This is a genomic window from Shewanella sp. MF08487 (genome assembly GCF_050848685.1).
Lineage (GTDB): Bacteria > Pseudomonadota > Gammaproteobacteria > Enterobacterales > Shewanellaceae > Shewanella > Shewanella glacialipiscicola.
This window is the reverse complement of sequence record NZ_JBOZPB010000018.1, coordinates 33,428-47,645: the sequence shown is the minus strand read 5'-3', so window position 1 is coordinate 47,645 and position 14,218 is coordinate 33,428. Positions and strand designations below refer to the sequence as shown.

Sequence of the window (14,218 nt, the reverse complement as noted above, 5' to 3'; positions counted from 1 at the left end):
ACCTAGGACTTAGTGTTTAATCCGTTGTTAACGGAAACTCAAATAATGGACTTCATTTCATATAACAAATAGCATCAGCTATTTGTAATGGACTGGTGTAATGATACGTCATTACAATCGAGTGGACACTATGCCTACACATTCCATTGAGATCAAGCAAAAATACTCAAAAAATAGCAACAAAAAACCGCCACTAGGGCGGTTTTTTGTGCGAACACTACGTCTTTTTTTCTGTAGCGGTAACTATTACTTAGTTCCCAGCTTCTCACGGATACGTGCAGATTTACCTGAACGATCACGCAGATAGTACAGTTTGGCACGACGAACGCGGCCACGACGCTTAACTTCAATGCTAGCGATCAGTGGGCTGTGCGTTTGGAAAGCACGCTCAACACCTTCGCCATTAGAGATTTTACGTACTGTGAATGCAGAGTGCAGACCACGGTTACGCTTAGCAATTACCACGCCTTCGAAAGCCTGTAAACGCTCTTTATCACCTTCTTTAACACGAACCTGAACTACTACTGTATCACCAGCACCAAACGCAGGTACGTCTTGTTTCATTTGCTCATCGTTGAGCATTTTAATGATGTTGTTCATAACTTACTCCGTTCTAGAATTAACTGAGCTACGACTAAGCATGCTTGTCCATTGCTTCAACGAACTGCGCTAATTGAGTCGTTTGTTCGTCAGTCAGAGCTAGATTTTGCAATAATTCTGGTCGTCTCAGTAAAGTCCTACCAAGGCTTTGCTGTAAACGCCAGAGTCTAATTTGTTCGTGGTTGCCACTTAGCAGCACTGCCGGTACGTCAAGACCATCAAGGCTTTCAGGGCGAGTGTAATGTGGGCAATCCAGTAGACCGTCGGAGAAAGAATCTTGCTCCGCCGAAGCTTGTTTTCCTAGCACGCCAGGAACCAATCGCGATACTGAATCTATCAGAGTCATCGCCGGTAATTCGCCGCCCGAAAGCACGTAATCCCCAATCGACCACTCTTCATCCACTTCCGTTTGAATAATGCGCTCATCAATACCTTCGTATCGACCACACACCAAAATCAAACGTGATGACTGAGCCAACTCACTGACGCCTTGCTGGTCCAGCTTGCGTCCTTGAGGTGACAAGTAAATCACCTTCGCACCGTCACCCGCTGCAGCTTTCGCCGCATGGATGGCATCACGCAAGGGCTGCACCATCATTAACATTCCGGGACCACCGCCGTAAGGTCGGTCATCTACCGTATTATGTCTATCATGGGTGAAATCACGGGGATTCCACGTGTGCAACTCGAGCAGGCCGTTTTTCACGGCTCGACCCGTAACTCCAAAGTCTGTCACGGCACGGAACATCTCTGGGAACAGGGTTATTACCCCTAACCACATCTGTTGTACCTCGACTTAGAAGTCAGGATCCCAATCCACTAAAATCTGTTTACCTTGCAGATCCACCGTTTTGATGAACTGCTCAGGGACAAAGGGGATCATACGTTCCACTTTGCCGAAACTATCTTTAGCGTTGGCTTTAACGAGTAGTACATCGTTCGATCCTGTTTCCACGATCTGATCGACGACACCCATGTTATAGCCAGTTGTATTGACCACTTCGCAACCGATGAGATCGCGCCAATAAAATTCATCTACTGGCAAGTCATTCATCTGTTCCGGCAAAATCGCAATCTCACAATTGGTGAGTATTTGCGCTTGCTCCCGTGTTTCTACACCGTCAAGTAAAGCCACTACAGCCTTGCCTTGATGACGCCACTGGGTGACCTTTATTTCGCGCCATTCACCATTTTCTTTAATAAGCCAAGGCGAATAGTCAAAGATACCTTCAACAGAATCGGTATAGGCGGTGATTTTCAGCCAACCTTTAATGCCATGACAGGAGCCTAATTTCCCCAGTACGACTGGCTGTTGGTTACTGCTCATCAATCTATACCTTAACGCTATTAAGCAGTTGCTTTACGAGCGTCTTTAATCAATTTTGCTACACGTTCTGTAGCAGCTGCACCGTTAGAAACCCAGTGCTCAACGCGTGCTAGGTCTAAACGTAACGTTTCTTCTTGGCCACGGGCCAATGGGTTGAAGAAACCAACACGTTCGATGAAACGACCGTCACGAGCGTTACGGCTATCAGCAACAACGATGTTATAAAATGGACGCTTTTTTGCGCCGCCACGAGCTAAACGAATGGTAACCATGCGTTTTCAATCCTCTAATGATTTGCTTGAAGCAAAAATAAAAACTGGAACCCCGTGTTCGCGAAGAGTTCCAGATAGAAAGCCGAAAGATTTTACCTGAGTTTCCAACGAATGCAACCCAAGATGGCGATTATTAAACCTACCACCTTAGTACACTCATAGTCACAATCAGAATCTACCGACTGATAACGTATTAAATTCAACCAGAAATAGGTGATTAACGTCCAGGAAATTTCATTCCTGGTGGCATCATTCCGCGCATTCCGCGCATCATTTTTTGCATACCACCCTTAGCCGACATTTTTTTCATCATTTTTTGCATTTGGGTAAACTGTTTGAGTAAACGGTTTACATCTTGGATTTGCGTGCCTGAACCTGCAGCAATACGACGTTTACGTGAGCCTTTGATTAAGTCAGGGTTCTTACGTTCCTTAGACGTCATCGAATTGATCATGGCTTCCATTTGGCCGGTCATTTTACCATCTTGGATTTGTGCTAAAGCTTCTGGGGGTAATTGACCTACGCCGGGCAGTTTTTCCAGCATATTCATCATGCCGCCCATGTTTTTCATTTGTTGTAACTGCTCACGGAAATCTTCTAAATCGAAACTGCCACCTTGCTTCACTTTCGAAGCAAGCTTCATGGCCTTTTCTTTATCTACGCCACGCTCCACTTCTTCGATAAGCGATAATACATCGCCCATGCCGAGAATACGTGAAGCAATACGATCCGGATGGAACGGTTCTAGCGCATCCGTTTTTTCGCCCACACCGAGGAATTTAATCGGCTTACCTGTAATATGGCGAATCGATAACGCTGCACCACCACGCGCATCACCGTCGACTTTGGTTAAGATAACCCCGGTCAATGGTAATGCTTCGTTAAATGCTTTGGCCGTATTCGCCGCATCTTGACCTGTCATCGCATCAACAACGAATAAGGTTTCAATAGGCTTAACCGCAGCATGTAACGCTTTGATTTCGTCCATCATGGCTTCATCGACATGCAAACGACCTGCGGTATCGAGGATCACCACATCGATGAACTTTAATTTAGCGTGGGCAATAGCTGCCTTAGCGATATCAATAGGCTTTTGGCTGACATCTGATGGGAAAAAGTTAACTTCAACTTCTTGTGCTAGGGTTTCAAGCTGTTTAATCGCCGCAGGGCGATAAACGTCGGCGCTGACAACTAATACTGATTTTTTATGACGCTCACGTAAAAACTTACCGAGTTTGGCAACACTGGTGGTTTTACCGGCGCCTTGCAGGCCTGCCATCATAATTACGGCTGGCGGCTGAGTCGCTAAATCTAAAGCTTCATTCGCCTCGCCCATGGATTTTTCAAGTTCGTTTTGAACTATCTTAATAAAGGCTTGACCTGGGCTTAAGCTTTTAGAGACTTCTTGGCCAACAGCACGTTCTTTTACATTATTAACGAATTCGCGCACCACAGGCAGGGCAACATCGGCCTCCAGCAGTGCCATACGCACTTCGCGTAGGGTTTCCTTAACGTTTTCTTCAGTTAAGCGACCACGGCCACTGATGTTTTTCAGTGTGCGTGACAGTCTGTCGGTTAGGTTCTCAAACATCGTCCTGTTCTATACCTTTAAGCATCTCTATTGATGAGTGGTATTATAACGATGCATGCGCATTATGCTACTGCTGCACTCATCTTGATGGTGCTTAAGTGTTTTACTTGCGTTGAGTCATGTTTTATTGCCGATGACACATTATTTATGCATAACAATAAGAGTCTGCTAAATTTTGCAGCTCATGTCACTGCCCATTTGCCAACCGCTCATGTTATTCTAAGGAAATATTGATCTGTACACGCCGTTTTTAAGGCACCTTTAACTACACAAATAGGTTAATTACCCATGGTCATTTTTTCTGCCTCAGCCATGTTTTTTTACTGCATTGCATTGGTACTAGTGACGAGTCGATTGTTCCATCCAGAAGGGCCAAATCGCCGCGCTGTTGCAGGCTTTGCGGCGATAGCAGTGATATTGCATGCTGCTGCACTATCTCAGATGATTTTCACCACTGATGGCCAAAACTTTAGCCTGACGAATGTGATTTCCTTAGTAAACTGGATTATCGCTTTCACCTTTACCATATTGATGTTTAGGTTAAAAGTGATTGTGGTTGTGCCCGTCGTTTATGCCTGTTCTGTGCTATCCGTTGCCCTGCTCTGGCTATTACCGCCTAAATTTATTATTCATTTTGAACTTTACCCTGAAGTGTTAGCCCATGTGGTGCTATCACTCATGGCTTACAGTGCCTTAATGATTGCGGCTTTATATGCGATACAATTGGCAATGATTCAAAATAAACTGAAGAAAAAACAGTTTATGTTGAGCCCAGGCATTCCACCACTGATGACAGTTGAAAAACAACTTTATCACCTAGTGATTATCGGCGTTATCTTGCTCAGTTTGTCACTTGCTACTGGGTTTATTTTTCTTGATGACATGTTTGCTGATGGCAAAGGTCACAAGGCCATTTTGTCTATAATGGCGTGGTTTGTGTACATAACTATGTTGTGGCAGCAATACTGGGTCGGCTGTAAAATTCGTACCGCCGTCATTTACACGCTCACTGGCGCAGGTTTACTTTCGCTCGCTTATTTTGGCGCGCGCATTGTCAAAGAGTTAATCCTCAACTAAACATTTAAGTCGGTAAAGGCAATTAATGCTGCTGCCGACTTGACACTTTTTTTTAATGTCGGTATTTAATTAAGTTTACTGGCTATATTGGAGCCTTTTTTGGACGCTATATCGACAAGCGCACTCCTGATCATTTTACTAGTGCTTATTCTATTCTCAGCCTATTTTTCAGGCTCAGAAACCGCCATGATGACACTCAATCGTTACCGTTTACGCCACTTAGCCAGTAATGGCCATAAGGGGGCGATTAGAGCCTTAAAATTACTTGAGCGTCCTGACCGCTTGATTGGCTTGATTTTAATCGGCAATAATTTAGTCAATATTTCAGCCTCTGCGATTGCTACCATCATTGGTATGCGTCTTTGGGGTGACTTAGGTGTGGCTATTGCCACTGGTGTGCTGACATTGGTTGTGCTCGTGTTTGCAGAGGTCACGCCAAAGACTATTGCAGCCCTCAATCCTGAGCGTATTGCTTTCCCTTCCAGCATACTGTTACTCATACTTTCAACGGTTTTCGCCTATGTTGTCTCAAGCGTTAACTTGATAACTACGGCTATTTTACGGTTGTTAGGGATAAAAACGGTCAATAGTAGCGATGCATTAAGCCAAGAAGAATTACGCACTGTCGTACATGAAGCTGGCGCGCTCATTCCCCAACGCCATCAAGAAATGCTGTTATCTATCCTAGATTTAGAAAAAGTCACCGTTGAAGATATTATGGTGCCGCGCTCTGATATTTACGCCATTAACATGAATGATGAATTTAAATATATCAACCGCCAGGTCATTCAAAGTCCGCACACCCGCGTGCTCATTTACCGCGACACCATAGACGATGCAGTGGGTTTTATTCATTTACGCGATGCCCTGCGCCTGCAATCTAAAAAGCAATTTAGCAAATCATCTTTACTACGGGCGGTGAAAGAACTGTATTTTATCCCCGAAGGTACGCCACTTAATGTACAACTGGCTAACTTCCAACAAAATAAAGAACGTATCGGTTTAGTGGTCGATGAATATGGTGATATTCAAGGTTTAGTGACACTTGAAGATATTCTTGAAGAAATTGTCGGTGACTTTACCACTTCGATGGTAACTGCCCCGAGTGAAGACATTAAAGTGCAGCAAGATGGTAGCTATCTTGTCGATGCGAGTATTACCATCCGCGACTTGAATAAAGAAATGAAGTGGAATTTCCCAACCGATGGCCCTAAAACACTCAATGGTCTTATTCTGGAATATCTAGAAGAAATCCCTTCAGCCAATACTAGTTTGCGTTTGGCGGGCTATCCTTTAGAGATAGTCGATGTGGCAGAAAACATGATTAAAACTGTGCGTGTTATCCCACTGTATTATCATCCACCCAGAACTTAGCTTATGATTTAATAAATAAAAAATGGCTGAACCGCATGCTAATAGGTGGTTCATCCGACGGTTACCCGAGCAATACTGTTTTAAGCGCTATTTAAACGTTTAGTGCTTTTTCGCCTCAAGCGACCGACGCTTTTCAATGGCCATCGGCGTTATCTGCGCGTGAAGTGTTTTTTCTAATCCCAGCATAAAGTACACTTCCGCCATCAAAAAAAATGGCCCAATTAACAACTGATTCAAATCATCTACAAAGGCAGGCTTGGCTTTTTCATATTGATGACCAATTAACTGCAACACCCAGCCGACCACAAAGACGCCTAAAGCAAGCCAAGTAGCACCGTTAATATGTGCAACCCATTGTGCCGTCACGAGTACTGGTATCATAAATAGTATGAGTCCTAGTGAAAGCCTTATGTGCAAACGGACATAATAAGCCAACACGCCCACACCCACGATCACCGCTAAGCTGGTTTCACCAATACTCCCCAGCGGAATACGCACTGTGGCCAGTAACAAAAAAGCTGACCAGATAATCAATGGAATTCCAATAAAATGGGTTTGAATATTACGTTGGTTTAAATGCACACTTTTATAGGTTGATAACTGCTCTGCGGCGGATTTCATTTCGGGCTCCTTTAAATTTACAGCTGCTATTACCAGCATCCAATAAGGATATGCTGAAGCATCAAGCTAACGTAAAACAACTAGGCTGAATAGTAAAAGTAAATAAATTGTTATGCACAATGGTGGGTAAATTCTCTGACCAATAAAAAAGGAACCCTAAGGTTCCCCTGCATATCAATAAATACACACTGGCACTTATCGAGATTCGATGATGATTGTCGCTATCGCGTAAGACTGTTCATCGGCAATGGAGATATGCCCTACCACAGCGTTAAGCTGTTGCAAGCGTGCTAAAGCCCCATCAGTAAAATGCACTGTCGGCGCGCCATCGTCATTATTACCAATGTGGATATGCTGAAACGACACGCCGCGGCCAATACCGGTGCCGAGCGCCTTAGCTGCAGCTTCTTTTGCGGCAAAACGCTTGGCAAGATAACGACTCGGCTGCTTGTGAACAGTATAAATCGCCAATTCGGCCTCAGTCAGCACACGTTTAGCCAGCTTATCGCCTGCACGCGCCACATGCGCTTCTATCCGCGCAATTTCAACGATATCGGTTCCTAGGCCAACAATCGCCATTACTCGCCTCGGCGCCCTTCAAGCAACAGCACTTTCATATCTTTTACTGCTGTTGCTAAACCATCAATAGCGGCACGTGCAATAATCGCATGACCGATATTAAGTTCATATAATTCAGGAATTGCCGCAATAGGCTTGACGTTGTGATAATGCAAACCATGGCCGGCGTTCACCACCAAGCCTTTGCCATGGGCGTATTTTGCCATCTCGCTAATACGCGCTAACTCAATGGCTTCTTCCGCTTCTGTTTTAGCATCAGCATAACAGCCCGTATGAATTTCAATAAGCGGTGCGCCAGAGACAACGGCGGCATCAATTTGGCTTTTATCGGCATCGATAAATAAGGAGACCTGAATGCCCTCAGCGGCTAAACGCGTCACAGCGGCAGTGATTTTATCCAGTTGTCCTGCCACATCTAAACCGCCTTCAGTGGTCACTTCTTGGCGTTTTTCGGGCACTAAACAAACATAAGTCGGCTTAATTTCACAGGCGATATTGAGCATTTCTTCGGTTACCGCACATTCAAAATTCATGCGGGTTTTTAATGTTTTTGCGAGTACATACACATCACGATCGATGATGTGGCGCCTGTCTTCACGTAAATGGATAGTAATACCATCGGCGCCAGCGTGTTCAGCCACCGCTGCGGCATGCACTGGATCAGGATAGCTAGTACCACGGGCTTGGCGCAGGGTCGCAATATGGTCGATATTCACGCCCAATAGGATACGGCTCATCGGGAACTCCTTAATTATTAACGATGATATTGCGGCCTATTGTACTTAGGCTTGCGCTAAAAAACAGGCGTTAAGGCGAATTATTCGCATCAATTTTAGTCGACGTGACAGAGCTGATAAACAATTGTCGACTGAGTAAGGGTTTTGTTCCCAGTAAGGGCTTTAACAGCGACCGCATCAATAGCTTGGCACTCAAAAACTGCTCATCATTGAGCTGATTATCATTTAAAGCCAAGAGCATGGCGCCCTGATAGGCATTGCGGGCACGGGAGTTAAGCACAAATTGAAAGCCTAACTCGGGCACTAATTGATAGTAATCTTCAGCGTTCAGCGGCTCAGCTTGCGTATCGCGGCCAAGCGAGGGCATTGCACCCAACTCTTGCAGTAAGGCGAGTTCAATATAACGCAATTGGGATTGACAAAATTTTGCGGCAAGACCGACTAAGGCTTGATGATAAATGAGGAATAATGCTTCGGCATTGTGCTGCACAGACAAAGTACGGACCAGTAACTCATTGATATACATGCCAGCAAATAAACTGTGACCAGTAAGCGGCACAGCGGGTGCTGCGGCTTCAACTTGGGTTAAGGTTTTTAATTCAGATCTGCCGCTAAATTCAAAAATCAGTGGTTGGAAGGGCTGGAGAATACTCTTAATTGAGCGCTTACCGCTGCCCGTTCGAGCAACCACATCAACCCGTCCAATGCCGTCAACTAAAAGGTTAACTAACACACTGGACTCTCGATATGGACGATGATGCAGAACATAACCACGTTTCATCGGTAAGCGCTCGCAGGAATTAAAACTTAATCTTCGCCGTACCCTAAGCTACGCAGCGCACGTTCATCATCAGCCCAACCCGATTTCACTTTAACCCACACTTCGAGGAAAACTTTATTATCAAACATGGTTTCCATGTCTAAGCGAGCTTGAGTTGCGATAGTACGAATACGTTCGCCTTTGCTACCAATCACCATCCGCTTTTGGCCTTCGCGCTCGACAAGGATCAAGGCATTAATTTGATAAACACCGTTCTCCATCATCTTAAATTGTTCGATTTCAACCGTGGCATCATAGGGCAATTCATCACCGAGGAAACGCATCAGTTTTTCACGCACAATTTCCGATGCCATAAAACGTTGCGAGCGATCGGTAACATAATCCTCTGGGAAGAAGAATGGTCCTTCAGGAATTGATGCCGCCGCCAGCTCTAAAATTCGCTGGACGTTAGTGCCTTTACTGGCAGAAATGGGTAAAATCTCGTCGAACGGATATTTTTTAGCAACTTCTTCCAAATACGGGAATAGCGATTCTTTATCTTTAATATTGTCGACTTTATTGATTGCCAGAATCGTCTGACGCTCTTCACCGCCACGGCGTAATTTACTCAGCACCATCTCGTCATCGGCGGTCCACGTCATCCCATCGACCACAAAAATCACCATTGCCACATCGGAAAGCGAACTGGCTGCAGCGCGGTTCATCAGGCGGTTAATCGCCCGTTGCTCTTCAATGTGCAAACCTGGAGTATCGATAAACACGATTTGCTTAGGACCATCGGTATGAATACCCATGATACGGTGACGCGTCGTTTGCGGCTTTTTAGAAGTAATACTCACCTTCTGTCCAAGCAAACGGTTAATCAACGTCGATTTACCAACGTTAGGGCGACCAATGATTGCCACCATACCGCAATAAGTCACATCATATTGGGCTGACGGCGTTGGCGCAGCCGCATTCATCCTTGCCAGTAATTCATCTAAACTCGGCTCAGTGGCCATATTGGCAGCATCCTTACCTGACAAGTCTGTTTTTTTGATCATTTCTTTAGTAACTCCAATACTTGAGCCGCCGCGATTTGCTCGGCTTTACGGCGTGAGCTGGCAACACCAATCACGCTTTGGCTCAAATCTTCAATACGACATTCAACGGTAAATGTCTGATCGTGGGCATCGCCTTCGATATTGATGACTTGATAGTCAGGTAACGGCTTTTTAAACCCTTGTAAATGCTCTTGCAGTATCGTTTTAGCATCTTTCTGGCTGATCCCCGGCTGGATTTCGGCCAAACGCTCAGCATACCATTTCAATAATAATGCTCGGCAAATTTCGAGATTTGAATCGAGGTAAACCGCGCCAATAATGGCTTCGACCGCATCGGCAAGAATCGACTCGCGTCTAAATCCGCCACTTTTTAGCTCACCTGGCCCCAAATATAAATAGTCACCAAGCTTAAATTCTTGGGCGATGACAGTTAACATATCACCGCGCACTAAGGTGGCGCGCATCCGGCTTAAATCGCCTTCGGTCGCCTTCGGAAACTGATGATATAAGGCATCAGAAATCACGATAGATAAAATTGAATCACCTAAAAACTCTAAGCGTTCATTGTGTTTATTTGCCGCACTTCTGTGGGTCAGCGCTTGCGTCAACAGCTCAATATTTTTGAACTCATAACCTAAAGTACGACACAAACGTGGCAAATTTTTAATCGGTTCCATGCTATTTAATTCCACCTACACGCTCAAAACGTACACCGCTTGGTACCCAAGTTGGGATGAAGTCGGCTTTTGAACGATCAAATTCAAAACTAATCCAAATCGCTACCGCTTTACCAACAAGATTTGCTTCTGGCACAAAGCCCCAGAAACGACTGTCGGTACTGTTATCGCGGTTATCACCCATGGCAAAATACTGGCCTTCTGGCACTAAAAACTCACCCGCGGGTAAATTACCTTCACGCTTAAAATAAGCCAGCATGTCGGGGCGACTCGGGTTGATCAAAATATCATGAGCCACCTCGTCTAACTGTTCGGTATAACGCAGCAATGGCACACCATCTTGGTTGTACTCACCACGGCTAACTTCAGTGCGGGCGATAACCTGTGGTTCGGGGCAATCGGTTTGCTCAACACCGCAAGCACTTTGAATCATCAACTGTTTATTACGATAAATGATTTTATCGCCCGGTAAACCAACGACACGTTTAATGTAATCTATGGCAGGGTTTTCGGGGTATTTAAACACGATCACATCGCCTCGTTTAGGCTCGCCCGTTTCAATCAATTTATTACGCCACACAGGATCTTTAAGACCATAACTAAATTTTTCTACCAGAATAAAGTCACCCACGAGCAGGGTTGGCATCATAGAGCCCGATGGAATTTGAAATGGTTCATAAATGAATGAACGCAGGATCAGCACAAACGCAATCACAGGGAAAATAGAATGCGCCGTTTCGACAATGGTCGACTCACGAATAATTTGGTACTCAGCCTCTTCGGTCAAATTGGTTTGAGAAGCTTTTGCTAACGCTAAGTTTTCACGACGCTTAGGGGCAAAAAAAAGTACATCGACTAACCAAATAATCCCTGAAAACAGGGTGATTATTACTAGAATAATTGAAAAATACGCTGCCATTGATGATTGAACTCCTGCTTTAAAAATAATTAATCTGTCCTAACTCAGCGAATATCAAACTTTAGTTAACTTACCGCATTTTTCCTTCATAAATCCAAGGCCATAAATCAACACGATAACCTAACTAAAGCGCCGCAAACAGCGGCGCAATAGTCAACTAAATTGTCACATTCTTATGCTAACGATTACTCGTTTAGCTTAAGTACCGCTAAGAATGCCTCTTGCGGCACCTCAACATTACCGACTTGCTTCATACGTTTCTTACCCTCTTTTTGTTTATTTAAGAGTTTTTTCTTACGAGAAACGTCGCCGCCATAACATTTAGCCGTGACATCTTTACGAAGCGCTTTAACGGTTGAACGAGCAATAACTTGACTGCCCACTGCCGCTTGAATCGCAATATCAAACATCTGACGTGGGATCAGTTCTTTCATCTTATCCACTAAAGCTAAGCCGCGATGACGAATGTTTGATCTATGGATAACCATAGCTAAAGCATCGACTCTGTCGCCGTTAATCAGAATATCTAAACGCACCATGTCAGCAGGTTCAAAACGAATAAAGTTATATTCGAGTGATGCGTAACCACGGCTAGTCGATTTTAAACGGTCAAAGAAGTCCATGACCACTTCCGCCATCGGCAGATGATATGTCACAGCCACTTGGTTACCGTGATAAACCATGTTCACTTGTGTGCCGCGTTTTTCAATACAGAGAGTAATCACGTTACCTAGGTATTCTTTTGGCACTAAAATGTTGGCCTCAACAATCGGCTCACGCATTTCTTCAATATTATTAAGCGCTGGTAAATCAGACGGATTATCGACATAAATTGTCTCACCGCTGGTCATCACCACTTCGTACACTACGGTTGGCGCTGTGGTGATCAACTCTAGATTGTATTCACGCTCTAAACGCTCTTGCACGATTTCCATGTGGAGTAGGCCTAAATAGCCAATCCGGAAACCAAAACCCAGTGCCGATGAACTTTCGGGTTCAAAGAATAATGAAGCATCGTTTAAACTGAGCTTATTCAGCGCATCACGGAAGTTTTCATATTCATCGGTAGAAATAGGGAATACGCCAGCGTATACCTGTGGTTTAACTTTCTTAAAGCCAGGTAACGGTTTTTCAGCACCATTTTTAGCTAACGTCAAAGTATCGCCCACGGGCGCGCCGTGAATTTCCTTAAGACCCGCAATAACAAAGCCTACTTCACCGGTTTTAAGTTCGGTTTTATCGGTTTGTTTTGGTGTAAAAATACCCACGCGATCTGCCGTGTGGTTTTGTCCTGTCGACATCACCTTAAACTTGTCGCCTTTTTTCAGGCTACCGTGTTTAATCCGCACTAAAGACACTACGCCTAAGTAGTTATCAAACCAAGAATCAATAATCAAGGCTTGCAATGGTGCGTCAGGATCGCCTTCTGGCGGAGGAATTTTAGCCACAATGACTTCTAAAACTTCGTCGATACCGACACCCGTTTTAGCCGAGCAACGCACAGCATCCATCGCATCAATACCGACGATATCTTCAATCTCGGCAGCAACACGCTCAGGATCGGCTTGAGGTAAGTCGATTTTGTTTAAAATAGGTACCACGTCAAGATTCATATCCAGCGCGGTATAACAGTTTGCGAGTGTCTGAGCTTCAACGCCCTGACCCGCATCAACCACCAGTAAAGCGCCTTCACAGGCCGCTAATGAACGCGAAACCTCATAGGAGAAGTCAACGTGACCAGGGGTATCAATAAAGTTAAGTTGATAGACGAGGCCATCTTTGGCTTTGTAATCCAAAGTGACACTTTGTGCCTTAATCGTAATACCACGCTCACGTTCTAGATCCATAGAATCTAAAACTTGAGTATCCATTTCACGGTCGGTTAACCCGCCACAAACCTGAATAAGACGATCTGATAGCGTCGATTTACCGTGGTCGATATGGGCAATAATTGAGAAGTTTCTAATTTGTTTCATTATGCTGCAATGACTAATACTGAAAATGGATACGGTTTAAAGGAGCGAAATTGTACCTGATTGCGGTTTCAATACCAATCACATTCACTCTTACTTAGGACTGTTAGATAAAACCACGCCTAAAACCGCAGTTAGCTGTTATTTAACACGAGATAAAATATTGAAATTATTGAGCTATTTTTTGTAAATTGAGACTCATACCTAAATAAGCCAAAATCACAGGCTGAGCATCTGCTTCTAAACGTTTGGCCTGTTGTTTACCCAAAGTCCACGTCAGTAAAGCACCCAGCATAGCAAAGCCCATAGCACTAAGGTTAGGATTAAACTCAAATAGCTGGCCTAAATACTGCCCTAACGCCGCGCCAACAAACAAACCAAACAGCGGCATTAAATAAATTAATGCCGCTGCTTTTAGAATAACACTCTCGGGAAGTCCCAGTTTAAGCAGTTCACCTGCATCGCAGCGACGCTCGCTTTGGATAGAGAATTGCTGAGTTTTCGAAGAAAAAGCCTGTGCTATGGCTGAGGTTCCGCAAGACTCACTGCTAGAACAACTCTTACAAGTGCTTTTAAGCTCAACTTCAACCGTCAACCAACCTTGATTATCGCTGGCAACGACCCTAGCTACTTCTTCCATCATAATC

16 protein-coding genes are annotated in these 14,218 nt (G+C 44.5%); 2 read left to right on the top strand and 14 right to left on the bottom strand.

Features of this window, described 5'->3' with window-relative positions; all coding sequences use genetic code 11:
* Positions 1-246: 246 nt before the first annotated feature.
* From rplS to ffh, 5 genes are all read right to left on the bottom strand, one after another.
* A complete protein-coding gene (gene rplS / locus ACRN9H_RS13130) occupies positions 247-600 on the bottom strand; it encodes a 50S ribosomal protein L19 (RefSeq protein WP_432314286.1) in 354 nt (117 codons plus the stop codon).
* A gap of 34 nt (positions 601-634) precedes the next feature.
* Positions 635-1,381: a tRNA (guanosine(37)-N1)-methyltransferase TrmD gene (gene trmD / locus ACRN9H_RS13125; RefSeq protein ID WP_220773360.1), complete on the bottom strand. Its 747-nt coding sequence runs from the start codon at positions 1,379-1,381 to the stop codon at positions 635-637.
* Positions 1,382-1,396: 15 nt separating this feature from the next.
* Entirely contained in the window at positions 1,397-1,927 is a 531-nt protein-coding gene (rimM, locus tag ACRN9H_RS13120) for a ribosome maturation factor RimM (RefSeq protein ID WP_432314284.1), read from the bottom strand.
* Between the two features lie 20 nt (positions 1,928-1,947).
* On the bottom strand, positions 1,948-2,199 hold the full coding sequence (gene rpsP, locus ACRN9H_RS13115) for a 30S ribosomal protein S16 (protein ID WP_006080788.1): 252 nt from the start codon (positions 2,197-2,199) through the stop codon (positions 1,948-1,950).
* A gap of 217 nt (positions 2,200-2,416) precedes the next feature.
* Entirely contained in the window at positions 2,417-3,790 is a 1,374-nt protein-coding gene (gene ffh, locus ACRN9H_RS13110) for a signal recognition particle protein (protein WP_432314282.1), read from the bottom strand.
* Positions 3,791-4,078: 288 nt separating this feature from the next.
* On the opposite strand from ffh, the gene ACRN9H_RS13105 reads away from it, so the two are divergent.
* Together ACRN9H_RS13105 and ACRN9H_RS13100 are read left to right on the top strand one after the other, a co-directional pair.
* Complete coding sequence (locus ACRN9H_RS13105) at positions 4,079-4,867, top strand: cytochrome C assembly family protein (protein ID WP_432314280.1); 789 nt, start codon at positions 4,079-4,081, stop codon at positions 4,865-4,867.
* A gap of 99 nt (positions 4,868-4,966) precedes the next feature.
* Positions 4,967-6,241 (top strand): HlyC/CorC family transporter, encoded by a 1,275-nt coding sequence (locus ACRN9H_RS13100; RefSeq protein ID WP_432314278.1) that lies wholly within the window; start codon positions 4,967-4,969, stop codon positions 6,239-6,241.
* Between the two features lie 99 nt (positions 6,242-6,340).
* Here ACRN9H_RS13100 and ACRN9H_RS13095 read toward each other — a convergent pair whose 3' ends face one another.
* The 9 genes from ACRN9H_RS13095 to ACRN9H_RS13055 form a co-directional block, all read right to left on the bottom strand.
* Positions 6,341-6,862: a DUF962 domain-containing protein gene (locus ACRN9H_RS13095; protein WP_432314276.1), complete on the bottom strand. Its 522-nt coding sequence runs from the start codon at positions 6,860-6,862 to the stop codon at positions 6,341-6,343.
* Between the two features lie 195 nt (positions 6,863-7,057).
* Positions 7,058-7,441 carry a holo-ACP synthase gene (gene acpS / locus ACRN9H_RS13090; protein ID WP_432314274.1) on the bottom strand — a complete coding sequence of 128 codons (384 nt, stop codon included), beginning with the start codon at positions 7,439-7,441 and terminating at the stop codon, positions 7,058-7,060.
* Entirely contained in the window at positions 7,441-8,178 is a 738-nt protein-coding gene (gene pdxJ, locus ACRN9H_RS13085; protein WP_432314273.1) for a pyridoxine 5'-phosphate synthase, read from the bottom strand. Before pdxJ ends, acpS begins: the two co-directional genes overlap by 1 nt.
* Positions 8,179-8,248: 70 nt before the next feature.
* A complete protein-coding gene (gene recO, locus ACRN9H_RS13080) occupies positions 8,249-8,959 on the bottom strand; it encodes a DNA repair protein RecO (protein ID WP_432314271.1) in 711 nt (236 codons plus the stop codon).
* Between the two features lie 26 nt (positions 8,960-8,985).
* Positions 8,986-10,002, bottom strand: a complete 1,017-nt coding sequence (gene era, locus ACRN9H_RS13075) for a GTPase Era (protein ID WP_432314269.1) — start codon at positions 10,000-10,002, stop codon at positions 8,986-8,988.
* Positions 9,999-10,679: a ribonuclease III gene (gene rnc, locus ACRN9H_RS13070; protein WP_220773370.1), complete on the bottom strand. Its 681-nt coding sequence runs from the start codon at positions 10,677-10,679 to the stop codon at positions 9,999-10,001. Before rnc ends, era begins: the two co-directional genes overlap by 4 nt.
* Before the next feature lies 1 nt (position 10,680).
* Positions 10,681-11,598 (bottom strand): signal peptidase I, encoded by a 918-nt coding sequence (gene lepB, locus ACRN9H_RS13065; protein WP_432314267.1) that lies wholly within the window; start codon positions 11,596-11,598, stop codon positions 10,681-10,683.
* 185 nt (positions 11,599-11,783) lie between these two features.
* The gene (gene lepA, locus ACRN9H_RS13060; protein WP_220773372.1) at positions 11,784-13,574 is read right to left on the bottom strand and encodes a translation elongation factor 4; all 1,791 of its coding nucleotides are present in this window, start codon (positions 13,572-13,574) and stop codon (positions 11,784-11,786) included.
* A 166-nt stretch (positions 13,575-13,740) separates the two neighbouring features.
* Complete coding sequence (locus tag ACRN9H_RS13055; protein ID WP_263188812.1) at positions 13,741-14,214, bottom strand: SoxR reducing system RseC family protein; 474 nt, start codon at positions 14,212-14,214, stop codon at positions 13,741-13,743.
* Between the last annotated feature and the right edge of the window lie 4 nt (positions 14,215-14,218).